Origin of the sequence: Burkholderia sp. ABCPW 111 (genome assembly GCF_000773065.1) — a bacterium.
GTDB classification, from domain to species: Bacteria; Pseudomonadota; Gammaproteobacteria; order Burkholderiales; family Burkholderiaceae; genus Burkholderia; species Burkholderia savannae.
The window spans coordinates 223,640-245,502 of the sequence record NZ_JPWT01000001.1 but is presented as its reverse complement, the minus strand read 5'-3'; the positions used below and the strand labels follow the sequence as shown (position 1 = coordinate 245,502).

Below are 21,863 nucleotides of genomic sequence, written 5' to 3'. Positions count from 1 at the left end.
GATCGTCTTCAGACTCAGGCGAGGAGGTAGCATGGATATTTATAGCAGCTTCGCGAACCGCTTCGAAAAAACGCGAGAAGAAGAGTTCTCGCTAGAGGAGTATCTCGCGCTCTGCAAGAACGATCCATCGGCGTACGCCACGGCCGGCGAACGCATGCTGGCGGCCATCGGGGAGCCGGAACAGATCGACACTCGCAACGATCCGCGCCTGTCGCGGATTTTCGCGAACAAGGTCATCAAGGTGTACCCTGCGTTCCGCGAGTTTTACGGGATGGAAGAGGTGATCGAGCAGGTGGTCGCCTATTTCCGCCACGCGGCGCAGGGGCTCGAGGAGAAGAAGCAGATCCTCTACCTGCTCGGACCGGTGGGCGGCGGCAAGTCGTCGATCGCCGAGCGCCTGAAGCAACTGATGGAGCGCGTGCCGTTCTACGCGCTCAAGGGCTCGCCCGTCAACGAATCGCCGCTCGGCCTGTTCGACTACGACGAAGACGGTCCGATCCTCGAAGAGCAATACGGCATACCGCGCCGCTATCTGAAGAGCATCCTGAGTCCGTGGGCGGTCAAGCGCCTGCACGAGTACAACGGCGACATCCGGCGCTTCCGCGTCGTGCGCCGCTATCCTTCGATCCTGCGGCAGATCGGCATCGCGAAGACCGAGCCCGGCGACGAGAACAATCAGGACATCTCGTCGCTCGTCGGCAAGGTCGACATCCGCAAGCTCGAGCAATACGCGCAGGACGATGCCGACGCGTACAGCTATTCGGGCGGCCTGTGCCTCGCGAACCAGGGCCTTCTCGAGTTCGTCGAAATGTTCAAGGCGCCGATCAAGGTGCTGCATCCGCTCCTGACCGCCACGCAGGAAGGCAACTTCAAGGGCACCGAAGGATTCGGCGCGATCCCGTTCGACGGCATCATCCTCGCGCATTCGAACGAATCCGAATGGAAGGCGTTCCGCAACAACCGCAACAACGAGGCGTTGCTCGACCGGATCTTCGTCGTCAAGGTGCCGTACTGCCTGCGCGTGTCCGAGGAAATCAAGATCTACGAGAAGCTGATCCGCAACTCGTCGCTCGCCGAGGCCGTGTGTGCGCCCGGCACGCTGAAGATGATGGCGCAGCTCTCGGTGCTCACGCGTTTGCACGAGCCGGAGAATTCGAGTCTCTTTTCGAAGATGCAGGTGTACGACGGCGAGAATCTGAAGGACACCGATCCGAAGGCGAAGTCGTATCAGGAGTATCGCGACTACGCGGGCGTCGACGAAGGGATGACGGGCGTGTCCACGCGCTTCGCGTTCAAGATCCTGTCGCGCGTGTTCAACTTCGATTCGACCGAAGTCGCGGCGAACCCGGTGCACCTGATGTACGTGCTCGAACAGCAGATCGAGCGCGAGCAGTTCCCGCCTGAAACCGAGCAGAAGTATCTGTCGTTCGTGAAGGATCTGCTCGCGTCGCGCTACGCGGAGTTCATCGGCAAGGAGATCCAGACCGCGTATCTCGAGTCGTATTCGGAATACGGCCAGAACATCTTCGACCGCTACGTCACGTACGCGGATTTCTGGATACAGGATCAGGAGTTCCGCGATCACGACACGGGCGAGAGCTTCGACCGCGCGGCGCTCAACGCCGAGCTCGAGAAGATCGAGAAGCCGGCGGGCATCAGCAATCCGAAGGATTTCCGCAACGAGATCGTGAACTTCGTGTTGCGCGCGCGCGCCGCGAACGGGGGCAAGAACCCGGCGTGGGTCAGCTACGAGAAGCTGCGCGTCGTGATCGAAAAGAAGATGTTCTCGAACACGGAGGAATTGTTGCCGGTCATTTCGTTCAACGCGAAGGGCTCGGCGGAGGAGCAGCGCAAGCACGAAGACTTTGTGAACCGGATGGTCGCGAAGGGCTATACGCCGAAGCAGGTTCGGCTCCTGTGCGACTGGTATCTGCGCGTGCGCAAGTCGTCATGACGCGCGCAACGCGACGCCCGCGCGGCCGCGCACGGGCACCTTGAGAGACGTCGCCCGCATTGCGGCAAGCCCGCGTGCGCGGCGTGCGTCCCGGCGTATCGACATTCGAGCGGGAGACTGGGTGTGCTTCATCAAATCATCGACCGCAGGCTGGCCGGCAAGAACAAGAGCATTGCCAATCGCGAGCGCTTCCTGCGCCGTGTCAAGAACTACATTCGTCGTGCAGTGTCCGACGCGGTGCGCGATCGCAGCATCAAGGACATCCAGAGCACGCAGAGCATCACGATTCCCCGCAAGGACATCGCGGAGCCGACGTTCCGGCACGGGCCGGGCGGCCGGCGCGAGCTCGTGCACCCGGGCAACGCCGATTACGTGCGCGGCGACAAGATCCCGCGTCCGCCGGGCGGCGCCGGAGGCGGCGGCAGCCAGGCGAGCAACGAGGGCGAAGGTCAGGACGACTTCGTGTTCGAGCTGTCCCGCGAGGAATTCATGCAGTACTTCTTCGACGATCTCGAACTGCCGCGCCTCGTCAAGACCCACCTGCTGACCGTACCGAGCTGGAAGAACGTCCGCGCGGGCTGGGCGGCGGAGGGCACGCCGAACAACATCGACGTCGTGCGCTCGCTGCGAAGCGCGCTCGGCCGGCGCATCGCGCTCGGCTCGCCGCTCGTCAACGAACTGCGCGAGCTCGAGGAAAAGCTCGCCGCGCTGAAGGAAGAATCGGGCGACCATCGCGTCGAGATCGCGCAGCTCGAGGAGGAGATCCATCACCTGAAGGGCCGCATCTGGCGCATTCCGTTCATCGATCCGTTCGATCTGCGCTACGTGAACCGCGTGAAGATGCCGCAGCCGTCGAGCCAGGCGGTGATGTTTTGCCTGATGGACGTGTCGGGCTCGATGGACGAGCAGCGCAAGGATCTCGCGAAGCGCTTCTTCATCCTGCTGTACCTGTTCCTCAAGCGCAACTACGAGCGCATCGAAGTGGTGTTCATCCGCCATCACACGCGCGCGGAGGAAGTCGACGAGGACACGTTCTTCCATTCGACCGAAAGCGGCGGCACGGTCGTGTCGAGCGCGCTCGAGCTGATGCGCAAGGTGATGGACGAGCGCTATTCGCCGACCGAGTGGAACATCTACGGCGCGCAGGCGTCGGACGGCGACAACTGGACCGACGATTCGCCGAAGTGCCGCAAGATCCTCGACGAGGACATCCTGTCGAAGGTGCGTTATTTCGCGTACATCCAGGTGACGCCCGAAGAGCAGAACCTCTGGCTCGAATACGCGCAACTGGCGCTGTCGCAACCGCATCTCGCGATGAAGAAAGTGGAATCGGCTGCCGACATTTATCCGGTGTTCCGTGAACTCTTTGAAAAGCACGTGGAATCCTGATGACGACTCGCCACCTGCATAACGAAGCGCGCGGCTACGAGCCGCGCCGCAAGAGCGACGAAGCGTCGGAACCCGCCGCGAACGAGCGCGGCGCATCGCCCGACGCGGCGGCGCAGCACCCAGAAGCGCCCGCAAGCGGGCTCAAGGAAGCGCGTATGAACGTTGCCGACCGCAAACCGCTGCCGTGTCCGTCCGACTGGACCTTCGAGCTGATCGAGGAGTACGACACCCACATCTCGCAGGTCGCGGAGCAGTACGAGCTCGACATCTACCCGATCCAGCTCGAGCTGATCAGCGCCGAGCAGATGATGGACGCGTACGCGTCGGTCGGCATGCCCGTCAACTACCGTCACTGGTCGTTCGGCAAGCACTTCCTGTCGACCGAGAAGAGCTACCGGCGAGGGCAGATGGGGCTCGCGTACGAGATCGTCATCAATTCGAACCCGTGCATCGCGTATCTGATGGAAGAGAACACGATGACGATGCAGGCGCTCGTCATCGCGCACGCGGCGTACGGGCACAACTCGTTCTTCAAGGGCAACTACCTGTTCCGCTTGTGGACCGACGCGCACGCGATCATCGATTACCTCGTCTACGCGAAGAACTACGTCGCCGAATGCGAGGAGCGCTACGGGCTCGATCGCGTCGAGGAACTGCTCGACTCGTGCCACGCGCTGATGAACTACGGCGTCGACCGCTACAAGCGTCCGCAGAAGCCGTCGCTCGCGAAGGAATCCGAACTGCGGCGCGAGCGCGAGGCGTACCTGCAGTCGCAGGTCAACGAGCTGTGGCGCACGCTGCCCTCGAGAAAGCTCGAGCTCGCCGAGGAGCAGGAGGAACGCTATCCGCCCGAGCCGCAGGAAAACCTGCTGTACTTCGCGGAGAAGAACGCGCCGTTCCTCGAGCCGTGGGAGCGCGAGGTGATCCGGATCGTGCGCAAGATCGGCCAGTACTTCTATCCGCAGCGGCAGACGCAGGTGATGAACGAAGGCTGGGCGACGTTCTGGCATTACACGCTGCTCAACACGATGTACAACCAGGGCAAGCTCGCGGACGGCTTCATGATGGAGTTCCTCCATTCGCACAGCAACGTGATCTACCAGCCGCCCGTGATGAAGCCGTACTACAGCGGGATCAATCCGTACGCGCTCGGCTTCTCGATGATGAGCGACATCCGCCGGATCTGCGAGGCGCCGACCGAGGAGGACTACAAGTGGTTTCCCGAGCTCGCGGGCAGCCCGTGGCTGCCCGCGCTTCACTATGCGATGCGCAACTTCAAGGACGAGAGCTTCATCGCGCAATATCTGTCGCCGCATCTGATTCGCGAGATGCGTCTGTTCTCGGTGCTCGACGACGACATGCGCGATGCGCTCGAAGTGTCGGCGATCCATGACGACTCCGGTTATCAGTACGTGCGGCAGGCGCTGTCGCGGCAGTACGACATCCATCATCGGGAGCCGAACATCCAGGTGTGGTCGGTCAATACGCGCGGCGACCGCAGCCTCACGCTGCGCCATTTCATGACCGACAACCGTCACCTGTCCAACGACAGCGAGGAGGTGCTCAAGCACATGGCGCGGCTCTGGCAGTTCGACGTGTTCCTCGAGAGCGTCGACGAGACGGGGACGGTACGCAAGCGCTACGAGTGCCCCTACACGGCGCCGGAAATCCGGATCTGACGGCGCGGCGCGCCCGTCGCGCGCCGCGCGGCGATATCGGTGGATATCGGCGATATCGTCGGCGTGGCCCTCGCTCCGGCCGCCGCTTGCGCGGCGCCACCTTGCACGAAACGCGAGCCGCCCGGCTCGCGTTTTCGTTGAATGGCCGGCCGAGCGGAAATTATTTTTTGACATCGGGGCGATCCCGGGCAGCCAGATAGATTACATTTCGCTAAAATCGCCGCCACGCCGAGGTGGAACCGGTATCACCGCGTGCGTCGAACAAGAAGGCGGCAGATCGTCACCGCCAGGCCATCCAGAGAACTTCAAGGAAAAGACCCATCCATGAATGACCAGACCGCCGTCGCCGCCGTCACGCGGCAAGACGTCCGGCGTCGCGTGCTCGCGATCGTCGGCGCATCGTCGGGCAACCTCGTCGAGTGGTTCGACTTCTACATCTACTCGTTCTGCGCGCTGTATTTCGCGCCGGCGTTCTTTCCGAACGGCAACACGACGACGCAGCTGCTCAACACGGCGGGCGTGTTCGCAGCGGGCTTCCTGATGCGTCCGATCGGCGGCTGGCTGTTCGGCCGGATCGCGGACAAGCACGGCCGCCGCGCAGCGATGATGATCTCGGTGCTGATGATGTGCGGCGGCTCGCTCGTGATCGCGGTGCTGCCGACGTATGCGCAGATCGGCGCGCTCGCGCCGTTCCTGCTGCTCGTCGCGCGGCTGTTCCAGGGCCTGTCGGTCGGCGGCGAATACGGCACGAGCGCGACCTACATGAGCGAGGTGGCGCTCAAGGGCCGCCGCGGCTTCTTCGCGTCGTTCCAGTACGTGACGCTGATCGGCGGCCAGCTCTGCGCGCTCCTCGTGCTCGTGATCCTGCAGCAGACGCTCTCGGCCGCCGAACTGAAGGCGTGGGGCTGGCGCATTCCGTTCGTCGTCGGCGCGGCGGCCGCGCTGATCTCGCTGTACCTGCGCAAGTCGCTCGACGAGACGTCGACGAGCGAGTCGCGCAAGGCGAAGGACGCCGGCACGATTCGCGGCGTGTGGCAGCACAAGGGCGCGTTCCTGACGGTGGTCGGCTTCACGGCCGGCGGCTCGCTGATCTTCTACACGTTCACGACGTACATGCAGAAGTACCTCGTCAACACTGCAGGCATGCATGCGAAGACCGCGAGCAACGTGATGACGGCCGCGCTCTTCGTCTACATGCTGATGCAGCCGGTGTTCGGCGCGCTGTCGGACAAGATCGGCCGCCGGAAGTCGATGATCCTGTTCGGCACGGGCGCCGTGATCGGCACCGTGCCGCTGATGCATGCGTTGGGCGGCGTGACGAGCCCGTTCGCGGCGTTCGGCCTCATCGTCGTCGCGCTCGCGATCGTCAGCTTCTACACGTCGATCAGCGGCCTCATCAAGGCCGAGATGTTCCCGCCCGAAGTGCGCGCGATGGGCGTCGGGCTGTCGTACGCGGTCGCCAACGCGATCTTCGGCGGCTCGGCCGAGTATGTCGCGCTGTGGTTCAAGTCGGTCGGCAGCGAATCGAGCTTCTACTGGTACGTGACCGTGCTCTGCGCGATCTCGCTCTTCGTGTCGTGGCGCATGCGCGATCCGAGCAGGGAAGGGTATCTGCGCAACGAGCCCTGATCGCGGGCCGCCGCGCGGCGGGCGAAGGCCGGTTCGGCGCTCGCCGCGCGAAGCGATGTCGAATGCGCGCGACGCCTGCGGGCAGCCTGCGTCGCGCGCGGGAAAGACGGCGTTTCGCGTCATCGCGAAGCGCCGTTTTTTTTTGCGCGTGTCGTGCCGTTCGCGCGCGCGCCGTTATCGTCGCAGCCGATAAGCGTAGCGGATTTGCTTCGTTGACCCGGGCGCACAGGCGCCCCTAGATTCGCTGTCTCGACGGAATTCATGGAGTCGTCATGACACGCGCATCGTTCTTCGGGCGGCGCCCGCTCGCGGCCGTGCTGGCCGCCGCGCTCGCCGCCGCATCGTTTCTCGCCGCGCCCGCGGCCCGCGCCGAGGGGCGCATCCGAATCGCCGAGCAGTTCGGCATCGTCTATCTGCTGCTGAACGTCGCGCGCGACCAGCATCTGATCGAGCAGGCGGGGCGCGCCGAAGGCGTCGCGATCGACGTCGACTGGGTGAAGCTCTCGGGCGGAGCGGCGATCAACGATGCGCTGTTGTCCGGCTCGATCGACATCGCGGGCGCGGGCGTCGGGCCGCTACTGACGATCTGGGACCGCACGCGCGGCCGGCAGAACGTGAAGGGCGTCGCGTCGCTCGGCAACCTGCCGTACTACCTCGTCAGCAACAATCCGCGCGTGAAGACGATCGCCGATTTCACCGAGCGCGACCGCATTGCGGTGCCCGCGGTGACGGTGTCGGTGCAGTCGCGCGTGCTGCAGTTCGCGGCCGCGCAGCGCTGGGGCGATCGCGCGTACGATCGGCTCGACCGGCTGACGCAGGCGGTCCCGCATCCGGATGCGGCGGCCGCGATCATCGCGGGCGGCACCGAGATCACCGCGCATTTCGGCAATTCGCCGTTCCAGGAGCTGGAGCTCGCGGGCAATCCGAACGCGCACGTCGTGCTGAGCTCGTATGACGTGCTCGGCGGCCCGAGTTCGTCGACGGTGCTGTACGCGACCGAGAAATTCCGCCGCGACAATCCGAAGACCTACCGCGCGTTCGTCGCGGCGCTCTCGCAGGCGGCGCGCTACGTGCAGGCGCATCCGGACGGCGCGGTCGACGCGTATCTGCGCGTGAACGGCTCGAAGGCGGACCGTGCGCTGCTGCTGAAGATCGTCAACGATCCGCAGGTGCAGTTCAGGATCGCCCCGCAAAATACGCTCGCGCTCGCGCGGTTCATGCATCGCGTCGGTGCGATCCGCAACGAGCCGAAGACCTGGCGCGATTATTTCTTCGACGATCCCGCGACCGCGCAGGGCAGTTGACGCGCGAGCCGTTCGCGCCGGGCCGGGCGGCTCGCAGGTCCTGCGCGAGACGGCGGGGATGCGAGACGGTGAGATGGCGAGGCCGGGCGGCAAGACGACGGGCGGCCCGCCCGGCCCGCGCGCGGCGTCGCGCCAACGTCAATGCGGCGCGCGCGATATCGATATCGAAAATGCTTCGTTGTGGAGAGCGCCCACGGGCCTTAATCTGAACTCGTAGTTCGTGTGACACCTCCTTGACTGGGATTCTCGCCCGCTTTCACAGCGGGCATTTTTTTGCATCGTCCCGGCGGGAACTCGATGGAGTGCGACGCGTGGCGGCAGAACCGTCAACCCTGTTTTCGAATCCGGCCGACGCGGCGCGCGGGCAGGCGACGAGCGGCAAGCTGCTCGCCGTCGATCGCGTGACGCTCGAATATCGCAGCCGCGAGCGCGCCGTGCGCGCGACGCAGCAGGTCAGCTTCGATGTCTACGGCGCGGATCGCTTCGTGCTGCTGGGGCCGTCCGGATGCGGCAAGTCGACGTTGCTGAAGGCGATCGCGGGCTTCGTCGCCCCCGCCGAAGGCACGATCACGCTCGCCGGCGAACCGGTGCGCGGGCCGGGCGCCGATCGGATCGTCGTGTTCCAGGAATTCGATCAACTGCCGCCGTGGAAGACGGTGCTCGAGAACGTGGCGTTTGCGCTGCGCGCCGCGAAGAAGCTGCCGCGCGGCGAGGCCGCCGAGCGCGCGCGTGCGGCGCTCGACAAGGTGGGCCTCGCCGCGTTCGCCGACGCCTATCCGCACACGCTGTCGGGCGGGATGAAGCAGCGTGTCGCAATCGCGCGCGCGCTCGCGATGCAGCCGCGCGTGCTGTTGATGGACGAGCCGTTCGCCGCGCTGGACGCGCTCACGCGCCGGCGCATGCAGCACGAACTGCTGCGGCTGTGGGACGACGCGCGCTTCACGCTGCTGTTCGTCACGCATTCGATCGAGGAGGCGCTCGTGATCGGCAATCGTATCCTGTTGCTGTCGCCGCATCCGGGGCGCGTGCGCGCGGAGCTCAACAGCCATCGTTTCGACGAGCGCAGCGTCGCATGTGCGGACTTTCAGCAAATGGCCGGCCGGATTCATCGGCTATTGTTCGACGAGCAGGGCGCGCCGGCATGAGCGCGAGTACGAATGCGCGAATCGAGCCGCCCGTGCGCGACGAGTACGAGGTCGCGCTCGCGCCGGTTGCCTGCGCGGCGGGCGCTCGAGCCGGCGATGTGTCAGCCGCGGGCGAAAACGGTGGAGTCGCCGCGCCGCTCGTGCGGCGTTCGACGATTGCGCGTCTGCGTGAGTCCGGATGGCTGCGCAAGGCGCTGATCGCGCTCGTGCTGATCGCCGGATGGGAAATCGCCGCGCGCGCGATCGACAACGATCTGCTGCTGCCGACCTTCACCGCGACCGCGCTCGCCTTTGCTCAGGGCATCGCGAACGGCGAGTTGCCGGCGAAGATCGCGGCGTCGCTGTCGGTGCTGTTGCGCGGCTACGCGCTCGGCGTCGCGAGCGCGTTCTTGCTGAGCGCGCTCGCGGCGACGACGCGCGTCGGCCGTGATCTTCTGACGATGCTGACCGCGATGTTCAATCCGCTGCCGTCGATCGCGTTGCTGCCGCTCGCATTGCTGTGGTTCGGCCTCGGCACGGGCAGCCTGCTGTTCGTGCTCGTGCATGCGGTGCTTTGGCCGCTCGCGCTGAACACGTTCGCGGGATTTCAGGCGGTGCCCGCGACGCTCAGGATGGTCGGCCGCAACTACGGGCTGACGGGCGTGCGCCACGTGGTCGCGATCCTGATTCCGGCCGCGCTGCCGTCGATTCTCGCGGGGCTGCGGGTCGGCTGGGCGTTCGCGTGGCGCACGCTGATCGCGGCCGAGCTCGTGTTCGGCGCGAGCGCGGGCGGCGGCGGGCTCGGCTGGTACATCTTCCAGAACCGCAACGAGCTCTATACCGATCGCGTGTTCGCCGGGCTCGCCGCGGTGATCGTGATCGGGCTCGTCGTCGAGCATGGCGTGTTCGATGCACTCGAGCGCGCGACCGTCAGGCGCTGGGGCGTTCACGCGCAGTAGCGCGTCATCGCGAAAGCGGCGCAAGCGGCGGACGTGACCGGGGCGGACGAAAGACTGCGCGTTTGTCCGCGCTGCGCGTGCGTGCGCAGCTCATCGCGCTATCTTGCCACCGCGCCACCGCGCCACCGCGCCACCGCGCCACCGCGCTATCGCGCTATCGGCCAAGTCCCGTCGTTCATTCCGGATCGATGCCGCCGCCATGCGGCCGGCCTCGTCCCGTCGTTCGTTTCGTATGCCGAATCGTCCGCAGCCCTTCATTCGCGGCTCGCTCCGCATTTCTTCATTCGATTGAGCAGCGTCGGAAGCTGACGTTTGCATTTCGCATTGCCTTCGAAGCTTGCATCGGATTCCAAAGTAAATTGTGCGAATGAGGGTTTGCCCCACTGCGGAACGTTTGCGTTGTGCCCGTTATGCAACGTGGAAAGTGTCTCTTTCCGGCGCCGTACCCACGGCGCACAGATCCCACCGCCGTTCTTTCAGGAGACTCTCATGCTGCGTTTCATCCAATCGCTCTTGCGCGACGAGCGCGGGGTCAGCGCACTCGAATATTCGGTGCTGGCCGGCATCGTGGTTGTGGCAGTCGCTGCGGCAGGCGCCATTTTCGGCGGCGGTTCCGGTCTGCCGGAACTGTTTCAGAACATGATCACCAAGGTGACGAGCGTACAGACCAACGGCCATTGAGACGAACGGCCGGCGCCGCCGCTGCGGCGCAGCCGGCCGACTTTCCCCGATTACACGAACGCCGATGATTCTCCCGCTCAAGCTCGTCGCCAGTTGGACGCTCGCGTCGCTCGCGCTCGCCGATCTGCGCACGCGGCGGCTCGCCACGTGCGCGGTCGCGCTCGTCGGCGCGCTGTATTGCGCGCAAGCGCTCGCGGGCGTGCCGGGCGACGGCGGCTTCGCCGCGCATGCGGCGCTCGGCGCGCTCGCTTTCGTGCTGGGCGCATCGATGTTCCGCCTCGGCTGGATCGCCGGAGGCGACGTCAAGCTGGCGGCCGCGGTGTTTCTTTGGGCGGGCCCCGCTTACGCATGGCCGGTCGCGTTCGCGATCGGCACGGGCGGTCTCGCCGTCGGCGCGGTGTGCGTCGCGGCTGCGCGCGCGCCGCATCGGCTCGCGTGGTTCGCGCCGGCGCGCGGCGTTCCGTACGGCGTCGCGCTCGCGGCGGGCGGTCTTGTCGCCGTGTGGGCGCCCGCCGCATGCCGGCTGCCCGCATGCGCCGGATGACAGGTGGCCGACATGTCCCATTTCCTCAAGCTCGCCGGCCTGCTTCTCGTCGCCGTGGTCGGCGCGTTCCTGTTTCGCGCGTTGTATGTCGCGGCGTCCCGGCCGCGCGCGGCCGCGCCGCCGCAACAGGTGCGCGTGCGCGTTGCGGCCGCCGATCTCCCGGCCGGCCTGCTGCTGCGCGACGCCGATCTCGGCTGGAAGACGATGGCCCGCGGCGAGGCGCCCGCCGGCGCGCTGATCGACGGCGATGCGCGCGGCAACGGCGCGAGCGCGGCCGCCGGTGCGAGCGCGGCGGCCACGGGCGATCTGAAGGGCGATCTGCTGCGCCATCCGGCGCGCGCGGGTGCGCCACTCGGCCCCGCCGACGTGATTTCGCCGAGCGCGCCCGGGTTTCTCGCGGCCGCGCTCAAGCCCGGCATGCGTGCGATCTCGGTCGCGATCGACGACGTGTCGGGCAATGCGGGCCTCATTCAACCGGGCGACTACGTCGACGTGCTGCTCACGCAGCAGCTCGCCGCGCCGGGCGGCGCGAGCGTCGCCCCGGAGCGCGCGGTCGAGTCGGAGACGATCGTCGCGCGCGTGCGCGTGCTCGCGGTGGGCTCCGCGTTCCAGCGTCCGAAGGACGACGCCGCGCAGCCGAACACGCGTGCGCGCACGGTGACGTTCGAGGTGAGCTCGCACGATGCGCAGGTGGTCGCGGTCGGCGCGCATCTGGGGGCGCTGTCGCTCGCGTTGCGCAGCTTCGCGACGGCCGATCGCGGCGCGGGCGCCGCGCCGTCGCCCGAGCCGCCCGCGCCGCCCGTGTGGGCGGGCGACGTGTCGCGCGCGCTGCGCGCCGAGCCGCCCACCGCGACGCCCGCGCTGCCGCGCCGCATCGGCGCCGCGCATGCGGGGGGCGAGCGGCAGGTGCTCGTCTATCGCGGCTCGAAGCAGGGCGACGCGGCGGGCGCCGGCGCGGGCGCGCCGCTGCCGAGCGGCACACCGCCGATCCCGACGCTGCCGCCGCTGCCGGGCGCGGCGAGCCCGTCGGGCGGCGCGCGTCCGGCGGCATGAAAGTGTCGATCGATCAGGAGGGCGAATCGAAATGATGAGTGTGATCGACGCGATCGGCGTGCGGCAAACGGCTTCGGCGGCGCCGCACGCGCTGCGTGCGCGAACGCGCACGCACGCGCGACGACGCAATGCGGCCGCCGCGCTGTTATGGCTCGCCGCGGCGCTCTGCACGAGCGCCGCGCTTCGGCCCGCGCGCGCGGCCGAGCCCGCGCGCGTGCTCGCCGTGCCCGCGGGCGGCGGCGAGATGGTGAAGCTGCCGGAGCCCGCGGTTGCGGTGTTCGTCGCGGACCCGGACGTCGCCGACGTGCACGTGCCGACGTCGCAGGCCGTGTTCGTGCTCGGCAAGAAGGCCGGCACGACGACGCTCTTCGCGCTCGGCGCGAACAACCGGACGATCCTGCGCGAGACCGTCGTCGTCGACGTCGACACGCCGTCGCTGCAGCGCATCCTCGACGCGCGCTTCCCGCAACTGCATCTGACGCTCGCGGGCGCGCCGGGCTCGCTGATGGTGAGCGGCCGCGTGCCGAGCGCATCCGACGCGGACGCCGTGGTGGAGACGCTCAAGCCTTATCTGCGCCAGCAGGAATCGCTCGTGAACCGGCTGGCGCTCGAGAGGCCGATTCAGGTGCATCTGCGCGTGCGGATCACCGAGGTCGACCGCAACGTCACGCAGCAGCTCGGCATCAACTGGAGCGCGCTCGGCTCGAGCGGCAATTTCGTCGGCGGGCTGTTCAACGGCCGCACGCTGTTCGACACGACGTCGAAGGCGTTCGATCTGTCGCCGTCGGGCGCGTTCTCGGTGCTGGGCGGCTTTCACACGTCGCGCTACTCGATCGACGGCGTGCTCGACGCGCTCGACCAGGAGGGCCTCATCACGATGCTCGCCGAGCCGAACCTGACCGCGATCTCCGGCCAGACCGCGAGCTTTCTCGCGGGCGGCGAGTTCCCGGTTCCGGTCGCGCAGGACACGACGGGCGCGATCACGATCCAGTTCAAGCCCTACGGCGTGTCGCTCGACTTCACGCCGACCGTGCTCGCCGACAACCGGATCAGCCTCAAGGTGCGCCCGGAAGTGAGCGAAATCGATCCGACCAACAGCGTGACGACGGGCAGCGTCAAGGTGCCGGCGCTCACGGTGCGGCGCGTCGACACGACGGTCGAGCTGTCGAGCGGGCAGAGCTTCGCGATCGGCGGGCTGCTGCAGAGCAAGAGCAGCGACGTGCTCGCCGAGCTGCCGGGGCTCTCGCGGCTGCCGGTGCTCGGCAAGCTGTTCTCGTCGCGCAATTATCTGAACGACAAGACGGAAGTGGTCGTGATCGTTACGCCGTACATCGTGCAGCCCGCGAATCCGGGCGAGCTGCGCGACGCGCTCGACGACGTCACGCGGCCGAGCAGCGATATCGAGTTCGTGCTGCAACGCTCGCTCGGCATCGATCCGCTCGGCGGCGACGCGCCGCGGCTCGCGGGACCGGCGGGATTCGTCTACTGACGCCGCAAGACAGCGTTTCACGGAGGCATTCGATGGCGATTCGATCGGAACCCAAGCCGCGCCGCCGCGCGCACGGCGCACACGGCGCGCACCGCGCTCGCCGAGCGGCGGCGGCGTGCGCGGCGGCGGCGCTCGCGGCGCTCGCCGGCTGCATGTCCGGCCATCCGCCGTACGGGATGCCGGACGCGTCGGCGATCGGCTACGACGCGCGCACCGGGCTCGCGCGCGCGCCCGACTGCGCGGCGCTCGAGCAGCGCTCGCAGATGATCGACGCGGGCCGCGCGCGGCCCGGCGTGAGCTTCGGCTGCGCGACCTACGGCAACCTCGCGGCGATGCTCGCGCGCCCCGCCGATCTCGTCGCGCCGCTGCCTTACGCGGGCGCGGACGCGGCGCTCGGCGCGAGCGCGGTGCGCCGCTACGACGAAGGCCGGACGACGCCGCTCAACGCGACGTCGACGACCACCGCCGTCACGCATTGACGGAGGCGAGATGGGCGCATTCGACCTGATGAGCGGCGCGTCGCGCGCGAAAGACCTGCGCGCGGCGGCGAGCGGCGCGCGCCTGATCGCGATCGTCGCCGACCCGGCAAGCGACGAAGTGATCCGCAATCTGATCGTTGATCAGGCGATGGCGGGCGCGCACGTCGCGCGCGGTTCGATCGACGACGCGATCGCGCTGATGCGCGATCTCGCGCACGGGCCGCAGCACCTGATCGTCGACGTGTCGGGCGCGGCGATGCCGCTGTCCGATCTCGCGCGGCTCGCCGACGTCTGCGATCCGTCGGTGAACGTGATCGTGGTCGGCGAGCACAACGACGTCGGCCTGTTCCGCAACATGCTGCGCGTCGGCGTGCGCGACTATCTCGTCAAGCCGCTGACCGTCGAGCTCGTGCATCGCGCGCTGAGCGCGGCCGATCCGGGCGCGGCCGCGCGCACGGGCAAGGCGATCGGCTTCGTCGGCGCGCGCGGCGGCGTCGGCGTGACGAGCATCGCGGTCTCGCTCGCGCGCCATCTCGCGGAGCGCACGCGCCGCCGCGTCGCGTATGTCGATCTCGACTGCCACGGCGGCGCGGCGTGCTCGATGTTCGGCGTCGTCAGCAACCAGGGGCTCGTCGAGCTGCTGCAGAATCCGCAGCGGCTCGATGCGCAACTGATCAACCAGGCGATGGTCGCGCAGAGCGACCGGCTGTTCGTGCTGTCGGCCGAGCTGCCGTACGACAGCGAGCCGCCGCTGCGCGCGGGCGCGATCGCGGGGCTCGTCGGCGCGCTCAGGCATCAGTTCCATTACGTGCTGCTCGACCTGCCGGAACGCGCGGGGCGGCTCGTCGACGACGCGCTCGCCGCGTGCGCGAACGTCTACATCGTCGCCGACCGCTCGGTGCATGCGGCGCGCGAGGCGGCCCGGCTGTTGCGCCATGCGGAGGCCCGCGACGGCGGCGCGCACGCGTCGCTGATTCTCAACAACGCGCAGCAACCGGTGCGCGGTCGCGTCGAGGCGGCCGATTTCGCGCGCGCGGTCGGGCGCGCGTCGATGCTCGAGCTGCCGTACGAGCCGCAGACGCTCGCCGTCGCGGAGAACCTCGGCGCGGCGCTCGACGCGGCGCGCGGCGGTGCGTTCGCGGCCGGCATCGTCGCGCTCGCGCAAGGGCTGACGGGCGCGGATGCGGCGCCCGCCGAACGCCGGCCGTGGTACGCGCGGCTCGCCGGCGCGCGCGGGAGGCGGTGATGTTCGGCCGGCGCGTTTCGTCTTCGTTCGTTCCCGGCGCGGGCCGCGACGCGCGCGAGTTCGCGGACGCCGCCGCGCCCGGCGCCTGGGCCGACGCGACGACGGCCGACGCCGGCGGCCGGTCGCACGCACAAGACGAGGCCCGCGCGCCGCGCGCGAATTCGCCCGCCGACGCGCGGCAGGGAAGCGGCGCGCCGCCCGCGGCCCCGCCTGCGCCGCGTGACGATCGCGGCAATGCCGGCAATGTCGACCATCGCGACCATCGCGACGATCACGACGATCACGACGATCGCGACGGTCACGCGCAAGACCGCCACGAGGCGCTGATCCGCTCGGAGACGTTCAAGACGATCCGCGCGGTCGTGTTCTCGTCGATGAACATGTCGGCCGCGCTGATGATGTCGCGCGCGGAGGTGCGCGAAGGCATCGAGCAGACGGCCGCCGACGTGATCGCGCGCGAGCGCCTCACCGTGACGCTCGCCGAGCAGGCGCTCATCGTCGACGAGATCCTCAACGACATGTTCGGCGTCGGCCCGATCGAGCCGCTCCTCGCGGACGAGCGCGTGACCGACATTCTCGTGAACGGGCCCGATCAGGTGTACGTCGAGCGCGCGGGCAAGCTCGAGCTCACGCCGCTCAAGTTTCGCGACAACGCACACGTGATCAACGTCGCGCAGCGCATCGCCGCGGCGGTCGGGCGGCGCGTCGACGAGAGCAGCCCGATGGTCGACGCGCGGCTCGCGGACGGCAGCCGCGTGAACGTCGTGCTGCCGCCGATCGCGATTCGCGGCGCGTCGATCTCGATCCGCAAGTTCGCGAAGCGCAACATCACGCTCGCGCGGATGGCGCAGCAGGGCAACCTGTCGCAGCCGATGGTCGAGGTGCTGAAGATCGCGAGCGCGTGCCGCCTCAACATCGTGATCTCGGGCGGAACGGGCTCGGGCAAGACGACGCTGCTCAACGCGCTGTCGCACTTCATCGATTCGCACGAGCGCATCGTGACGATCGAGGACGCGGCCGAGCTGCAGTTGCAGCAGCCGCACGTCGTGAGCCTCGAGACCCGCCCGGAAAACAGCGAGGGGCTGGGCGGCGTGTCGCAGCGCGATCTCGTGCGCAACGCGCTGCGCATGCGCCCCGACCGGATCATCCTCGGCGAGACGCGCGGCCCCGAGGCGTTCGACGTGCTGCAGGCGATGAACACGGGCCACGACGGCTCGATGACGACGATCCACGCGAACACGCCGCGCGACGCGATCACGCGCCTCGAAAGCATGGTGATGATGGCCAACGGCAACCTGCCGCTCATGTCGATCCGCCGCCAGATCGCGAGCGCGGTGCACATGATCCTGCAGATCGAGCGGATGCGCGACGGCGTGCGGCGCGTCACGCGCGTGACCGAGATCGCCGGGATGGAGGGCGACGTCGTGATCACGCAGGATCTGTTCGCGTTCCGCTACGACGCGAGCGCGTTCCAGGAGCAGGTGCACGGCATGTTCGAATCGTCGTCGCTGCGTCCGGCGTTCGCGCAGCGCGCCGCGTATTACGGGCTCGAGGGCGCGCTGCTCGGCGCGTTGCAGCCGTGAGCGCGGCGGACGTCGTCGCCGTCGGCGCGTTCTTCGCGATCGTCGTCGCGGGCTTCATCGCGCGCGCGCTGCGCGATCTCGCGCGCCGGCGGCCCGCCGCGCGCGTGCGCTCGCGCGTCGACGCGCTGCGCGATCCGCGCGCAGCGGCGCGGCCCGCGCAGGCGGCGCGCGTCGGCTTGCAGCTGTTCACCCGCACCCACGGCGACGGCGATGACGGCGTGTTGCGCGCGTGGCTGCGCGCGCGCGGCGAGCGCGTGCGCACCGCGGCGGGCAGCGGCGGCATGCGCGCGATCGCGATCGCGGCCGCGCTCGCGGCGCTCGCCGGCTTCATCGGCGCGTCGCTCGCGGGCGCCGCGCCGTGGCTGCGCGTCGCGATCGCGGCGTCGCTCGCGGCCGGCGCGGCGCGCGCCGTCTACCGAATCCTGATCGCGCGCTTCAAGCAGCGTTTCCTCGCGGTGTTTCCGGACACGCTCGATCTCATCATCCGCGCGGTGCGCGCGGGCATTCCGGTCGCGCAGGCGATCGGCACCGCGGGCCGCGAAAGCGAGGAGCCCGTGCGCGCGACGTTCCGCGCGATGGGCGATGCGCTGCACGTCGGCGCGGATCTGAAGGATGTGCTCGAGCGGCAGGCCGAGCGCCTGCAGCTCGCCGACTTTTCGTTCTTCGGCGTGTGCCTCGTGCTGCAGCGCGAGACGGGCGGCAACCTGACGGAGACGCTCGAGAACCTGTCCGGCATCATCCGCACGCGCCGCGACATCCGGATGAAGACGCGCGCGCTGACGGCGGAAGGGCGCATCGCGAGCAAGATCATCGCGGCCGTGCCGTTCGCGATCGCCGCGTTCCTGTTCGTCGTCAATCGGCCGTACGTCGCATTGCTGTTCGACACGCGCGCGGGGCACAAGATGCTGATCCTCGCCGCCGTGCTGCTCACGATCGGTCTCGCGATGATTCGCAAGATCGCCAACCTGGATACGTCGCGATGAACCCCGCCGCGCTGTCGATCGCCGTCCTCGTTGCGCTCGCCGCCGCCGCGGCGCTGCTCGCGTGGCTGCTCGCGCGCGACGTCGCGATGCGCAGGCGCGTCGCGCAGCGCGCGCGCTCGAGCGCCGCGCGCGCGTCGGCCGTCTACGCGAGCGCCGGCGACGGCGCGCGCAGCGTGCCGCGGCGCGTCGCGCAACGGGTCGCGTCGCTCGGCGAGCGCGTGCCCGTCGTCGATGCGACGCAGCGGATGAAGCTCGCCGCGCGGCTCGCGAACGCGGGGTTTCGCGAACGCCGCGCGGTGTCGGTGATGGCGGGGCTCAAGCTCGTCGTCGGCGCGAGCGCGGGGCTCGCCGCGCTCGTCGTCGGCGCGCACGTGCCGCGCGTCGGCGACTACTTCGTGCTGCGCGCGCTGATGATGGCGGGCGCGTTCGTGATCGGCATGATGCTGCCCGAGCATGCGCTCGGCTTCGCGGTTGCGCGCCGCCAGAAGACGATCGCCGCGTATCTGCCCGACGCGCTCGATCTGCTCGTGATCTGCACGAACGCGGGCAACAGCCTCGCGGTCGCGGTGCGGCGCGTCGCATCCGAGCTGAAGGCGATCTGCCCGCCGCTCGCCGACGAATTCTCGGTTTGCGCGGACGAGCTGCAGATCGGCGGCGACGCGGCGTTCGCGCTCAACGCGATGGCCGCGCGGATCGGCCTGCCGTCGATGCGCGCGCTCGTGACGACGCTCGTGCAGTCGCAGCAGTACGGCACGCCGATCACGCAGTCGCTGCGGATGCTGTCGCGCACGGAGCGCGCGATGCAGATGATCGCGCTCGAGGAAAAGGCGGCGAAGCTCGCGCCGAAGATGACGCTGCCGATGATGCTGTTCGTGATGCCGACCGTCGCATTGATCGCGGCGGGGCCGGCGGTGATTCGACTGATAGCGGTGTTCCACAAATGAACGAGCGACATTTCGACGACGCATGCGATCGCGCATGCACGGCGCCGCGCATCGGGCGCGGACGGCACGGAAAGCGTGGGGAGCTTGAGGGGCCTGAGGGGACTAAGGGGCGCGGCGCGCACATGGGGCGCGCGGGCCGCATCCGCCGCGCGATGCCGCTCGTGCTCTTTTGCGCGGCGCTGCTCGCGGGCTGCGCGAGCCATGGCGCGTTACAGCCGCGGCCGCTGATGTCGCAGCGCGGCACGCTCGGCGACAGCGATCTGACGGTCGCCGAGAGCGCGCTCGCGGCCGGCAACACGGAGCTCGCGGCGACGCTCTTCGAGCGCGCGCTGAAGGCCGACCCGCGTTCGCTGCCCGCGCAGGTCGGGCTCGGCGACGCGATGTACCAGACGGGCGACTTCGCGCGCGCCGGCGTGCTGTACGCGGGTGCCGCCGCAGCCGCGCCGGACGATCCGCGCGCGCAGCTCGGCTTGGCGCGCGTCGCGCTGCGCGAGCGCCGTCTCGACGACGCGCTCGCGCGCTACGCGAAGCTCCACGGCGCGCATCCGGAGAACATCGCGGCAGCCGCCGGCCTCGGCACGGTGCTGGATCTGCAGGGGCGGCACGACGACGCGCAGCGCGTCTATCGCGCGACGCTCGCGCGCCATCCGGACGCGCAGGCGCTCAGGACCGATCTCGGCCTGTCGCTCGTGCTCGCGAATCGCGCGCGCGAAGGCGCGAACGTGCTGCTCGACGTCGCGGGGCTGCCGAACGCGCCCGCGCAGGCGCGCGAGGATCTCGCACTCGCGTACGGGATGCTCGGCAACGACGCGGCCGCGAAGCGCATTCTCGTTCACGATTTGCCGGCGGCGTCGGCGGAGGACAACTTGCGCTTCTATCGCAACGTGCGCGAGCGGCGCGCGGCAGCCGCGACGACCGGGGCTACGGGGGCTACAGGGGCTACGGGGGCTACAGCGGCAGGCACAGACGCGGCGGCGACAGCGGCGACCGGCGAAGCCGGCGCGACCGCCGCTGCGCGGGCGACCGGCGGCGCCCGCGCAAACGGCGCGGCTGCCGACGCAGTCGCCGACGCCGGGCGCGCGCCCGTTCGCGCGGAGGCCGTCAAATGACACGCGTGGCCCGCCTCGCGCACGACGAGCGCGGCGTGGTGTCGCTCGAATTCGTGCTGGCGTTTCCGTTCATGATGCTCGTGCTGTTCGGCATCGTCGACACGAGCCTGCTTCTCTGCGACAAGGCGGTGATCACCAACGCGAGCCGCGAGGCCGCGCGCGCGGGCGTCGTCGTGCGCGTGCCGCAGCTGGCCGCGGCCGACATCGAGAACGTCGCGCTGTCGTACGCGCAAGGCAGTCTCGTGAGCGGCGGCACGGTCGGCGCGCCCGTCGTCGCCGTCGACCAGTCGGCCGGCACGTCGCCCGGCAGCCCGCTGAAAGTGACCGTGAGCTACACGTATCAGGGCCTCGTGCTCGGCTCGGCGCTGAGCTCGCTGACGGGCCCGATCACGCTGACGGCCGTGACGGTGATGAACTATGAATGAGCGTCGCGCCGCCGCGCGCCGCCGCGAGCGCGGTTCCGTCGTGCTGTGGTTCCTGCTGTTCCTGCCGGTGCTGCTGCTCTTCGGCGCGTTCGCGATCGACTTGCCGCGCGTCGCCGCCGCGCGCAACGAACTGCAGAACGCGGCGGACGCGGCCGCGCTCGCCGGCGCCGCGTCGCTCTCGTCGAGCCCGGGCGCGCCCGCATGGGCCGCCGCCGCGAGCGCGGCGAGCGCGGCGCTGCCGCTGAACGCCGCCGACGGCGCGACGCTGTCGGTCGGCGTCGTGCAGACGGGCTACTGGAACCTGACGGGCACGCCCGCCGGCCTCGAGCCCACGACGCTCGTGCCCGGCGCGTACGACGCGCCGGCCGTGCAGACGACCGTCACGCGCGCGGCGGACCAGAACGGCGGGCCGCTCGCGCTGCTGATGGGCGGCTTCCTCGGCCTCGTCGGCACGCCCGCCGCGGCGACGGCGGTCGCGGTCGCCGCAGCGCCGTCGACGGTCGGCGCGGGCGGACTCTTTCCGATGGTCATCGACCGGTGCGTGCTCGATCAGTACTGGAACGCGCAGACGGGCGCGCCGAGCGTCGATCCGACGACGGGCGCGCCGTACGAGTTCCAGGTCGGCAACGGCCAGACATACGGCGGCACCTGCTATGCCGGGCAGTGGACGTCGTTTCTCGTCAACGCGAACGACGTGCCGACCGTTCGCGCACTGATGGCGAACGGCAATCCGACGCCGCTTTCGATCGGCGACGCCATCTGGATCGAGCCCGGCGTGAAGACCGCGCTCTATTACGACGTGCCGGTCGGCGCGACGGTCGTCGTGCCGGTGGCCACGCAGATCAGCAGCAAGACTTACGTGCCCGTCGTCGCGTTCGCCGCGTTCCACATCGACGCGTCGGACGGCGCGAACATCAAGGCGGTGACCGGCCACTTCGTCGGCGGCTACCGGATTCCGGCGAGCGCGGGCGGCGTCGGGCCCGCGTACGGCGCGTACGTCGCGCCGCGTCTCGCGTATTGAGCGCGGCGCGGGCCGGCCCGCGGATTGGTGCGCGGGTGGGCGCGCGGATTGGCGTGATCGAGCGGCCACGCCTGTCGCCGCGCCGCGCGGGCCCGGCGCGAACGCGCCGCCTCGGATGTCGCGTGCGCATGCGATAGCACGAAAACTGCTGAGTTCAGCAGCATTTCTTGGTTCGAAAATGGTGCATGCACTGATACGGTGACGAACTCGCAGCGCGTCGCGCTGCGTCGCTCATCCGGCCGGACGCGTCGCGCCGGCACCTTCCTAG

General features: G+C 69.1%; 19 protein-coding genes. All 19 read left to right on the top strand.

The window, feature by feature from the left end; genetic code table 11:
* The first annotated feature begins 31 nt into the window (after positions 1-31).
* Positions 32-1,954, top strand: a complete 1,923-nt coding sequence (locus X946_RS00920; RefSeq protein ID WP_038743107.1) for a PrkA family serine protein kinase — start codon at positions 32-34, stop codon at positions 1,952-1,954.
* A gap of 123 nt (positions 1,955-2,077) precedes the next feature.
* Entirely contained in the window at positions 2,078-3,343 is a 1,266-nt protein-coding gene (locus tag X946_RS00915) for a YeaH/YhbH family protein (RefSeq protein ID WP_038743106.1), read from the top strand.
* Positions 3,343-5,022: a SpoVR family protein gene (locus X946_RS00910; protein ID WP_038743105.1), complete on the top strand. Its 1,680-nt coding sequence runs from the start codon at positions 3,343-3,345 to the stop codon at positions 5,020-5,022. The genes X946_RS00915 and X946_RS00910 overlap by 1 nt, the downstream gene beginning before the upstream one ends.
* A gap of 324 nt (positions 5,023-5,346) precedes the next feature.
* The gene (locus X946_RS00905) at positions 5,347-6,651 is read left to right on the top strand and encodes an MFS family transporter (RefSeq protein ID WP_038743104.1); all 1,305 of its coding nucleotides are present in this window, start codon (positions 5,347-5,349) and stop codon (positions 6,649-6,651) included.
* Between the two features lie 272 nt (positions 6,652-6,923).
* On the top strand, positions 6,924-7,955 hold the full coding sequence (locus tag X946_RS00900; protein WP_038743103.1) for an ABC transporter substrate-binding protein: 1,032 nt from the start codon (positions 6,924-6,926) through the stop codon (positions 7,953-7,955).
* A gap of 311 nt (positions 7,956-8,266) precedes the next feature.
* Positions 8,267-9,100 (top strand): ABC transporter ATP-binding protein, encoded by an 834-nt coding sequence (locus tag X946_RS00895; protein ID WP_038743102.1) that lies wholly within the window; start codon positions 8,267-8,269, stop codon positions 9,098-9,100.
* Positions 9,097-10,038 (top strand): ABC transporter permease, encoded by a 942-nt coding sequence (locus X946_RS00890; RefSeq protein WP_038743101.1) that lies wholly within the window; start codon positions 9,097-9,099, stop codon positions 10,036-10,038. Before X946_RS00895 ends, X946_RS00890 begins: the two co-directional genes overlap by 4 nt.
* Before the next feature lie 489 nt (positions 10,039-10,527).
* Entirely contained in the window at positions 10,528-10,719 is a 192-nt protein-coding gene (locus X946_RS00885; RefSeq protein WP_038743100.1) for a Flp family type IVb pilin, read from the top strand.
* 64 nt (positions 10,720-10,783) lie between these two features.
* Entirely contained in the window at positions 10,784-11,263 is a 480-nt protein-coding gene (locus X946_RS00880; protein WP_038743099.1) for a prepilin peptidase, read from the top strand.
* A gap of 12 nt (positions 11,264-11,275) precedes the next feature.
* Positions 11,276-12,316, top strand: a complete 1,041-nt coding sequence (gene cpaB, locus X946_RS00875; protein WP_038743098.1) for a Flp pilus assembly protein CpaB — start codon at positions 11,276-11,278, stop codon at positions 12,314-12,316.
* 31 nt (positions 12,317-12,347) lie between these two features.
* Entirely contained in the window at positions 12,348-13,805 is a 1,458-nt protein-coding gene (locus X946_RS00870) for a type II and III secretion system protein family protein (protein ID WP_038743097.1), read from the top strand.
* A gap of 32 nt (positions 13,806-13,837) precedes the next feature.
* Positions 13,838-14,284: a CpaD family pilus assembly lipoprotein gene (locus X946_RS00865; RefSeq protein ID WP_038743096.1), complete on the top strand. Its 447-nt coding sequence runs from the start codon at positions 13,838-13,840 to the stop codon at positions 14,282-14,284.
* 10 nt (positions 14,285-14,294) lie between these two features.
* Complete coding sequence (locus X946_RS00860) at positions 14,295-15,530, top strand: AAA family ATPase (protein ID WP_038743095.1); 1,236 nt, start codon at positions 14,295-14,297, stop codon at positions 15,528-15,530.
* Positions 15,530-17,113 (top strand): CpaF family protein, encoded by a 1,584-nt coding sequence (locus tag X946_RS00855; RefSeq protein WP_038743327.1) that lies wholly within the window; start codon positions 15,530-15,532, stop codon positions 17,111-17,113. The genes X946_RS00860 and X946_RS00855 overlap by 1 nt, the downstream gene beginning before the upstream one ends.
* Entirely contained in the window at positions 17,110-18,096 is a 987-nt protein-coding gene (locus tag X946_RS00850; protein WP_038743094.1) for a type II secretion system F family protein, read from the top strand. Before X946_RS00855 ends, X946_RS00850 begins: the two co-directional genes overlap by 4 nt.
* On the top strand, positions 18,093-19,040 hold the full coding sequence (locus tag X946_RS00845) for a type II secretion system F family protein (protein ID WP_038743093.1): 948 nt from the start codon (positions 18,093-18,095) through the stop codon (positions 19,038-19,040). The genes X946_RS00850 and X946_RS00845 overlap by 4 nt, the downstream gene beginning before the upstream one ends.
* Positions 19,037-20,149: a tetratricopeptide repeat protein gene (locus X946_RS00840; protein ID WP_038743092.1), complete on the top strand. Its 1,113-nt coding sequence runs from the start codon at positions 19,037-19,039 to the stop codon at positions 20,147-20,149. Before X946_RS00845 ends, X946_RS00840 begins: the two co-directional genes overlap by 4 nt.
* On the top strand, positions 20,146-20,574 hold the full coding sequence (locus tag X946_RS00835; protein ID WP_038743091.1) for a TadE/TadG family type IV pilus assembly protein: 429 nt from the start codon (positions 20,146-20,148) through the stop codon (positions 20,572-20,574). The genes X946_RS00840 and X946_RS00835 overlap by 4 nt, the downstream gene beginning before the upstream one ends.
* The gene (locus X946_RS00830) at positions 20,567-21,595 is read left to right on the top strand and encodes a pilus assembly protein TadG-related protein (protein WP_038743090.1); all 1,029 of its coding nucleotides are present in this window, start codon (positions 20,567-20,569) and stop codon (positions 21,593-21,595) included. The genes X946_RS00835 and X946_RS00830 overlap by 8 nt, the downstream gene beginning before the upstream one ends.
* Positions 21,596-21,863: the final 268 nt, after the last annotated feature.

Bases quoted from the DNA above. Each gene is read 5' to 3' on its own strand.
- X946_RS00920 (WP_038743107.1), top strand. From the start codon at position 32: ATGGATATTTATAGCAGCTTCGCGAACCGCTTCGAAAAAACGCGAGAA.
- X946_RS00910 (WP_038743105.1), top strand. From the start codon at position 3,343: ATGACGACTCGCCACCTGCATAACGAAGCGCGCGGCTACGAGCCGCGC.
- X946_RS00905 (WP_038743104.1), top strand. From the start codon at position 5,347: ATGAATGACCAGACCGCCGTCGCCGCCGTCACGCGGCAAGACGTCCGG.
- X946_RS00900 (WP_038743103.1), top strand. From the start codon at position 6,924: ATGACACGCGCATCGTTCTTCGGGCGGCGCCCGCTCGCGGCCGTGCTG.
- X946_RS00890 (WP_038743101.1), top strand. From the start codon at position 9,097: ATGAGCGCGAGTACGAATGCGCGAATCGAGCCGCCCGTGCGCGACGAG.
- X946_RS00885 (WP_038743100.1), top strand. From the start codon at position 10,528: ATGCTGCGTTTCATCCAATCGCTCTTGCGCGACGAGCGCGGGGTCAGC.
- X946_RS00880 (WP_038743099.1), top strand. From the start codon at position 10,784: ATGATTCTCCCGCTCAAGCTCGTCGCCAGTTGGACGCTCGCGTCGCTC.
- cpaB (WP_038743098.1), top strand. From the start codon at position 11,276: ATGTCCCATTTCCTCAAGCTCGCCGGCCTGCTTCTCGTCGCCGTGGTC.
- X946_RS00870 (WP_038743097.1), top strand. From the start codon at position 12,348: ATGATGAGTGTGATCGACGCGATCGGCGTGCGGCAAACGGCTTCGGCG.
- X946_RS00865 (WP_038743096.1), top strand. From the start codon at position 13,838: ATGGCGATTCGATCGGAACCCAAGCCGCGCCGCCGCGCGCACGGCGCA.
- X946_RS00860 (WP_038743095.1), top strand. From the start codon at position 14,295: ATGGGCGCATTCGACCTGATGAGCGGCGCGTCGCGCGCGAAAGACCTG.
- X946_RS00855 (WP_038743327.1), top strand. From the start codon at position 15,530: ATGTTCGGCCGGCGCGTTTCGTCTTCGTTCGTTCCCGGCGCGGGCCGC.
- X946_RS00845 (WP_038743093.1), top strand. From the start codon at position 18,093: ATGAACCCCGCCGCGCTGTCGATCGCCGTCCTCGTTGCGCTCGCCGCC.
- X946_RS00840 (WP_038743092.1), top strand. From the start codon at position 19,037: ATGAACGAGCGACATTTCGACGACGCATGCGATCGCGCATGCACGGCG.
- X946_RS00835 (WP_038743091.1), top strand. From the start codon at position 20,146: ATGACACGCGTGGCCCGCCTCGCGCACGACGAGCGCGGCGTGGTGTCG.
- X946_RS00830 (WP_038743090.1), top strand. From the start codon at position 20,567: ATGAATGAGCGTCGCGCCGCCGCGCGCCGCCGCGAGCGCGGTTCCGTC.